A 7,294-nucleotide genomic window follows, 5' to 3' on the forward strand; every position below is an offset into this window, starting at 1 on the left:
ATGGTGGCCGACATCAAATCGGAACGCTGGCCGGCTTCGCGTCGGAATGGGTGGCCGGCTTCCGTCGGAATCCGCAAGCGCCAGGGTGCGCCCGTCTTCACGACGTAGCGCAGCCCGTTGAACACCTCACGGAGCGAATGCTCGCGCTGCCCCGCATCCTCACGCAGCAGCGTCAGGTAAGGAGCGACCAGCGCCCACTCTTCATCGGAAACGTCGGACGGATAGCGCGCGCGTGAAGAGGTCATGCCCCTTCATCTGGATGCCGCCAGCAACAGGTCCATAACAGCCTCTAGGGTGGAGAGCCGCCCTCATGTGGACCGCTCATTCATCGACTGGGCCGTTGCGTGTGCCGACACTGATGCCAGTGTCTTCGCGTCGAGACGGGCGGATGTCGATCTCTAAGGTATTTGCCGCACCATAGGATCGGCGATTACTGAGCTAAGCGGAATGATGTGGTGCCCTCCCAGGAGAAATGTGAGGCCAATTATGAAGGCTAAGGCAGTTATATAAGTTATAATATATACATCGCCGTTATTTTCAGACGAGTTAATGAATATAGCAGCAAACGGGATGCTCAGCAGGGCGAGGAAAACTGGAGCATTCATTGAGGACGATCCTGAAGCGAGCGAGCAGAGATAATACCATCCTCAATATTAGTATAAATTCAATTTAGACTTCTTTCGCGATCCGCAGGCGGACGCCTGGACCAAGAAACCCGTCGGCACCGATCAGGATCACACCTGCAGCCTCGAAGGCATTTTTAATCATAGCTGCACTGGCACGGTGTAGATCGTGCCGCCCCTTCTCGTAGTCTCGCACAGTTGATCGCGATACGCCTGCCCGGTCGGCTAGCTCTTCCTGCGTCCAGTCGATCAGACCGCGAGCGGCTCGACATTGCTCCGGTGACAGCGACTCCAGCATCGGGTTGGCTTCCACCAAAATGATCAATCTCAACGTTTAAGGTTGATATATCGGCGCGCGGCAACGATAACAAGATCCTTGGATCTCTCCTGCAGAGGAGGCTCGATGCCGCACCATACATCTCTGATTGCAACCATCGTCGCCGGCTTGGGACTCGCCTTCATCTTTGGCGCGCTCGCGCACCGGCTGAAACTCTCGCCGCTCGTCGGCTATCTCGTTGCCGGAGTGCTGATCGGTCCATTCACGCCGGGTTACGTCGCCGACCAGCAGCTGGCGCCCCAACTTGCCGAGATCGGCGTCATCCTGCTCATGTTCGGCGTCGGGCTGCACTTCTCGCTCAAGGACCTGCTGGCCGTGAAGGCTATCGCCTTGCCAGGGGCCATCGGGCAGATGGCAATAGCCACCGGGCTCGGCATGTCGCTCGCCTGGTCTCTCGGATGGTCACTCGGCGCAGGTCTGGTGTTCGGCCTTGCCCTCTCAGTGGCGAGCACCGTCGTGCTTTTGAGATCCCTACAGGAACGGCGGCTGATCGAGAGCGAAAAGGGCCGAATTGCAGTGGGTTGGCTCATCGTCGAGGATCTCGCAATGGTCCTGGCGCTCGTCCTCCTGCCGGCCTTGTCCGGCCTGCTGGGTGGGCGCACTGATGCCGCCGCCCGGAACGACACGGCGGCAGCAGTTCAGGCCTTCGGCTTGGTGGACTGGCTCGATCCCGGCAGCGTGTGGCTCGCTCTCGCTCTGACCTTGATCAAGGTGGCGGCCTTCGTCGGTCTCATGCTTCTCGTGGGCCGTCGCGTCATCCCTTGGGTGCTGCACTGGGTCGCCCATACCGGCTCGCGTGAGCTGTTCCGCCTGGCGGTACTTGCCATCGCGCTGGGGGTCGCCTTCGGCTCGGCAGAGTTGTTCGGTGTATCCTTCGCGCTTGGAGCCTTCTTCGCCGGCATGATTCTGGCCGAGTCGCAACTCAGCCACCAAGCGGCCCAGGAGACCCTGCCTCTGCGCGACGCCTTCGCGGTACTGTTCTTCGTCTCCGTCGGCATGCTGTTCGATCCGGCCATCCTCGTGCGGCAGCCAGGTCCCGTGCTGGCGACAGTGGGAATCATCGTGGTTGGCAAGTCGATCGCCGCGTTGCTCATCGTCCTGGTCTTCCGGCACCCTTTGGGTACGGCTCTCACGATCTCTGCGAGCTTGGCGCAGATTGGCGAGTTCTCGTTCATCCTGGCCGGCCTCGGCGTCAGCCTCGCCTTGCTGCCACCGGAAGGGCAGGATCTCATCCTAGCAGGCGCGCTCCTGTCCATCCTGATCAACCCGCTCCTCTTCGTCATCCTCGACCGGTTTGCACCACGCCTTCAGGCGCGCGAGCAGCAGAGACAACGCGACCACGAGACTGACGAGCGTGCCGCCACAGCTTCCACGCCTGAGCTGCACGCTACGGCCTTGAACGGCCACACGGTGCTCGTCGGCTATGGAAGGGTGGGGAGCCTGATTGGCGAGGCCCTCAAGGAGCGTGGCGAGCCGTTCCTCGTCATCGAGGAGCGAGCGGGTACCGTCGAGCCCCTTCGAGCCCAAGGGGTGGAGGTCATTCTAGGCAATGCAGGGCACCGCGCGCTGCTGGAGGCAGCAAATTTAGCTGGGGCCAAGTGCCTCGTGAGTGCCATCCCGAACCCCTTCGAGGCGAGCACTCTTCTGGAGCGGGCGCGCGCAGCCAATCCCGCGATCGAGATCGTGGCGCGGGCGCACTCGGACGCTGAGGTCGAGCATCTGCAGCGCTTCGGCGCCGATCGCATCGTGCTCGGAGAGTTGGAGATCGCGCGCGAGATGGCGAGCTTCCTGTTTCGAGAGCGGGGCACATTCGCGGCATTCGATACCGGCGATCTCACCGCCGCCGGCGATGCCTTCGAGCGGGCACAGATTGGGCCGGGTGCCCGAGCCCGGCAGGAGGAGGAAATAAGCGAGGAAGGAGAGGGTGTTCGAATGCCATCCCTTGCCGATGCTGATGTCTCTCGACGAGGCGCTCAGGCGCCAGGTAGCGACACGAGCCCTATTCCGTGAAGGATGTAAACGAGGTCAAGGCGTGGGCTGCGCCTCCTCGTTTCTCCTCGATGAAGCAATCCGATGGTTCCGTAGGCTTCACTCGCTGTGACCTCGTCCTCGTGATCTATGAGCTGCAAAAGCTTGACCCCGCCGAGGGCCGCCGCTTGAAGGAGAGCTAAATCCGCTTGGCTTGTCAGCGGCGGCGTTGGAGAGAGGCAGAGGACCACCCATCCCAGGCATACGCGTCCGTTTGATCAGGCTGCCCAGGGCCGAAGGTTCAAAAGGTCCTACAAGGGTCGAAAGACGCTGTCGCGCGATCGCCTGACTGAGTACAGATCCTAGCTGTGCCCGCCGGAAATGCGGCCCCCTTCCGCTGGCGCGCCCCGAGCGCCTTCTCCAGATCAGCCGGTCGGCCCTCACAGAGCCCAGACCGCCCCGCCCCGTGGCCAAGGCGTCTGCAATGTCCAGGGCGAGGGACCGTCAGGTGGCGTCGCGCTCCTCGCCGGCCGCGGCAAAAATCGCATGACGTCGCAATGACCCGCCTCGTGCCGTCGTTCTCGCGTCGCCGATCCCCTGAAACGAAGACGGCGAGGCTTTCGCCCCGCCGCCCTACGTCCGATCAATCCGAAAGCTTAGCGTGCTGTGCCGCCCGAGGTCCTGCCGTACTGCCAGACGGGGAAGCTGTTCTGTTCAGCGTTTCCTTCCTTGGCAGAGTCATAGCTGCGATGAGGCAAAATCGACCCTGTGGTCAGAACGTCAGCGTCTAGGGCATTACGGTAACCGGCGCGGCCTTCGAGGCCACCGGGCGCCGTTGCGGCAGCGATACCAGCAGGTGCATTGTAGCTCTGAGCAAGAGCCGGCGAAGCAATAGCGCTTACGCTCAGTACAAGAGCGGCGACAGCAGAGGTGATGCGAGTATTCATGGCACAATCCAATCAGGTTTGCGCGGTCTCCGTCGAATGGCGGCTGGCCGTGACTTGTTCAGTGGCCTTGATCTAGGCCCCCCTTCTGAGGAAGGGCGTGCTGTACCGCACTCCGTCACCAAGCGTCGTGCTTGGGTTGGCTGGCACTTGGCCAAGTTGACCGGTTTCCAGACGGTCGAAGACAGCCGGAGCGGAAAGTCCTATGAGGCGGCACCAGCCAAGGATGTGACATGCCTGATGCGACGCCTTCACCCCAGCCAAAGCCCGCGAGCGTTCCGCCACCGCTGACGCCAGGAGCCTCAGGTCTCGGGACGATGGCAATCGGCGTTGTGGTCGTAGCGTCCCTCTACTTCGCCCGCGAGGTGTTCATACCCCTGGTGCTCGCCGTGCTGCTGAGCTTCGTGCTAGCACCGGTCGTGAATTTACTGCGCCGCCTGCACCTTGGGCGCGTTCCTTCTGTCATCGCTGCCGTGCTGCTAGCCCTGTTCGTCATCGCCGGGGCAGCAACGGTAATTGGCAGCCAAGTCGCGGATCTGGCTGGGAACTTACCCCAGTATCAGACGACGATACAGAAGAAGGTCGCGAGCCTGCAGGAGGGGATGCTCGGCAGAGCAGCCGAGTTCCTACGCCGTGCCAACAACCAGATTCAGGAGGCTTCCGACCAAGCCGCGGCCCCACCTGCAGCGACGACGGGGCAATCGCCTGGTATAGAGGCGCCTAAGCCCACATTGGTGAAGATCCAGGAGGCTGATCCCTCACCGTTCGCCCTGGTTCAGAAGGTGCTCGGACCAATCGTCCACCCGCTGACCACGCTCGGTATCGTCATCATCGTGGTCATCTTCCTCCTGTTGCAGCGTGCGGACCTGAGGAACCGCATGATCCGGTTGTTTGGATCAAGCGACCTCCATCGCACGACGGTGGCGATGGATGATGCCGCATCCCGGCTCAGCACGTACTTCCTGGTGCAGCTCGCCCTTAATGCTGGATTTGGCGTTCTCATCGGCCTCGGGCTTTGGTTCATCGGCGTGCCGAGTCCTGTACTATGGGGCGTGTTCGCCGCCTTGATGCGGTTCGTGCCCTATGTTGGCGCCCTCCTATCAGGGCTGTTCCCTCTGGCGCTTGCCGCGGCGGTCGATCCGGGTTGGTCGATGGTCGCTTGGACCGCTGCGCTCTTTCTGATCGCCGAGCCGCTGTTCGGTCACGTGGCCGAGCCGATGCTCTATGGGCACTCGACCGGCATGTCGCCGTTCGCAGTCATCGTCTCGACTCTGTTCTGGGGCTGGCTCTGGGGACCCATTGGCCTGATCCTCGCCACGCCCTTCACGGTCTGCCTCGTCGTCCTAGGCCGTCATGTTGAGCGCCTGGAGTTCCTCGACGTCCTGCTGGGCGACCGACCACCCCTCACGCCAGTCGAAAACTTCTATCAGCGCATGCTCGCTGGCGACCCTGACGAGGCCGTCGAGCTTGGGGAGCAGATGCTGAAGGAACGGTCGCTCTCGTCCTACTATGACGAGGTGGCACTGAAGGGCTTACAACTGGCCGCCAATGACTTCGCGCGTGGCGTCGTGTCTGTTCAGCAGTTGGAGAACGTGAAGGTTTCGACACGGGCGCTCGTCGAAGAGCTTGCGAGCCGCCCGGACGAGGAACCCCCATCGGACACCAAGCCGACGGATCAATCAGAGGTCCCCACGCTTGCCGAGAAGGTTCATCCCAAGAACGAGGCCGTGCCGGGTCAGGCGCCGCCCCTGGAGGCACGTTCGCCCTCCTGGCGTGGCGATGCACCCGTCATGTGCATTGCCGGGCGCGGCCCCCTAGACGAAGCCGCCTCCGCCATGCTGGCGCAACTCCTCGACAAGCACGGGCTGGGAGCACGGGTCGTACCGCACGAGGACGTTTCGCGCGACCGGATCAGGACGCTCGACGTGAAAGGTGTTGCGATGGTGTGCGTCGCCTACCTCGACATTAGCGGCAACCCAGCCCACCTTCGCTACCTCATCCGACGCCTGCAGGAGAAGTTGCCTGGCAAGCCCATCGTGGTGGGCCTTTGGCCCATGGAGGACGCCGCCTTGTCCGACAAGTTCATCCAGAACCAGATCGGAGCTGATGCCTACGTTTCGTCGCTTCGCCAAGCCGTCGAGGCTTGCCTCGAAAAGGTGAGCCAGAAACAACGAGCGGCCTAAGTCCACTCTCGAAAGGTAGCAGGAAGCACTGAGGTCGCCGCGAACCCCGTCTCGGGCTTTGGGCGCGACGCTAACCTCGAAGTTGTACAACCGCCTAACTCAATCAATCTCACCGTCGCCTCGGAAAGCTCGCAAGCCGACGTCTTCACGTTCCGTAAAGGGTGTAGGCCGACGTCGTCATGCTAATGCTTACCGCAACTTTGGCGATCTGGGGCTAAGATGGACTTGATTACAGGCAAGATGCGGACGGGACTATTATTCGGTTATGTCCCGCGACGAAGCCGCACTTGGTGTTGCAGTGGGCGAGCTAGTCCCTATGCTCCTGCTACCCGGAATGTTTGGTGGCTAGGCAACCGACGCCAATTTGGTGTACGTTCCGCGGTTCGTAGCTGAACTGAAACGCAGTGCGGACGAAAACGTTGTCCGTGCTTTAGCGACAGAGGGGAGGATTACTTGCTATGTTGCTCTGCCTACGTACGCGGGCACGAGCTTCGTGCCTACAGCGGTGACGCTGAGAGCCTACCACCAGGGCGAATTCACGATAACGATGGAAGGCGGTACTGGGCACCGCGGCTAGGACCACGTTCGACTTCTGGTCGTTGCTTGGCGCTTATGATCAGGCCGCAAGTATCGTGGTCGATAGCGCATCGATCATAGAGCGTTCAAGCTTATTTTCCATTTGATATAATATTCTAAAGCATTCTTCTGGTTCTTTTGCTTCTTTGTACGGTCTTTTCTCAGATAATGCGGCATAGATGTCACATACCGTCAACAGCCGCACTGGATCGCTTACACTGTCGCCACTCAGTTTTTCGGGGTATCCAGTTCCATCGAGCATCTCGTGATGATGGAGTGCCGCATCCAATGTCAGTCCATCCTTGACCCCGCCATCGACTAGAATTTGGTATCCAATCAGGGCATGTGTGCGCATGATCGCACGCTCGTCATCATTGTGCATGCCGGGTTTATTTAAAATCTCGAGCGGAATACGGCCTTTGCCCAGATCGTGCATGAGCGCCGCGCGAATGAAGCGTTGCTGGTCCGCTTTCGGAAACTTCAGCTGGATCGCGACGGCTGCCGCCAAACCGGCAACTTGTAAACAATGCTGGTACGTCGTGTCGTCGTGAACCCAAACGTTATCAAGCCAACGTGCAATCCCTCCGGTGTTGATTTCCGCTGAGAGTTGACCCGGCGTTTTCGTTGAGAAGTGACCCAGGTTCAGGGGTTGATGTTTATCAT

General features: G+C 60.8%; 6 protein-coding genes. 2 read left to right on the plus strand and 4 right to left on the minus strand.

Annotated elements, in window-relative coordinates:
* Positions 1 to 245: transposase (locus tag K2Y56_RS25765; RefSeq protein ID WP_292514865.1), on the minus strand; the 245-nt coding region annotated here is incomplete at its 3' end.
* Between the two features lie 424 nt (positions 246 to 669).
* Positions 670 to 921: a helix-turn-helix transcriptional regulator gene (locus K2Y56_RS25770; RefSeq protein WP_292514868.1), complete on the minus strand. Its 252-nt coding sequence runs from the start codon at positions 919 to 921 to the stop codon at positions 670 to 672.
* Between the two features lie 105 nt (positions 922 to 1,026).
* On the opposite strand from K2Y56_RS25770, the gene ybaL reads away from it, so the two are divergent.
* A complete protein-coding gene (gene ybaL, locus K2Y56_RS25775; RefSeq protein WP_292514870.1) occupies positions 1,027 to 2,970 on the plus strand; it encodes a YbaL family putative K(+) efflux transporter in 1,944 nt (647 codons plus the stop codon).
* 614 nt (positions 2,971 to 3,584) lie between these two features.
* Here the strand turns inward: ybaL and K2Y56_RS25780 are convergent.
* Positions 3,585 to 3,875 (minus strand): hypothetical protein, encoded by a 291-nt coding sequence (locus K2Y56_RS25780; protein ID WP_292514874.1) that lies wholly within the window; start codon positions 3,873 to 3,875, stop codon positions 3,585 to 3,587.
* Positions 3,876 to 4,105: 230 nt separating this feature from the next.
* Between K2Y56_RS25780 and K2Y56_RS25785 the strand changes: the two genes are divergently transcribed.
* Positions 4,106 to 6,055: an AI-2E family transporter gene (locus K2Y56_RS25785; RefSeq protein WP_292514876.1), complete on the plus strand. Its 1,950-nt coding sequence runs from the start codon at positions 4,106 to 4,108 to the stop codon at positions 6,053 to 6,055.
* A gap of 616 nt (positions 6,056 to 6,671) precedes the next feature.
* Here the strand turns inward: K2Y56_RS25785 and K2Y56_RS25790 are convergent.
* On the minus strand, positions 6,672 to 7,294 hold a 623-nt coding region (locus tag K2Y56_RS25790), incomplete at its 5' end, for an HD domain-containing phosphohydrolase (protein WP_292514879.1).

Origin of the sequence: Methylobacterium sp., assembly GCF_019745455.1 — a bacterium.
GTDB lineage: Bacteria > Pseudomonadota > Alphaproteobacteria > Rhizobiales > Beijerinckiaceae > Methylobacterium.

Coding starts and splice junctions, on each gene's coding strand:
- K2Y56_RS25770 (WP_292514868.1), bottom strand. CDS start 921: ATGCTGGAGTCGCTGTCACCGGAGCAATGTCGAGCCGCTCGCGGTCTG.
- ybaL (WP_292514870.1), top strand. CDS start 1,027: ATGCCGCACCATACATCTCTGATTGCAACCATCGTCGCCGGCTTGGGA.
- K2Y56_RS25780 (WP_292514874.1), bottom strand. CDS start 3,875: ATGAATACTCGCATCACCTCTGCTGTCGCCGCTCTTGTACTGAGCGTA.
- K2Y56_RS25785 (WP_292514876.1), top strand. CDS start 4,106: ATGCCTGATGCGACGCCTTCACCCCAGCCAAAGCCCGCGAGCGTTCCG.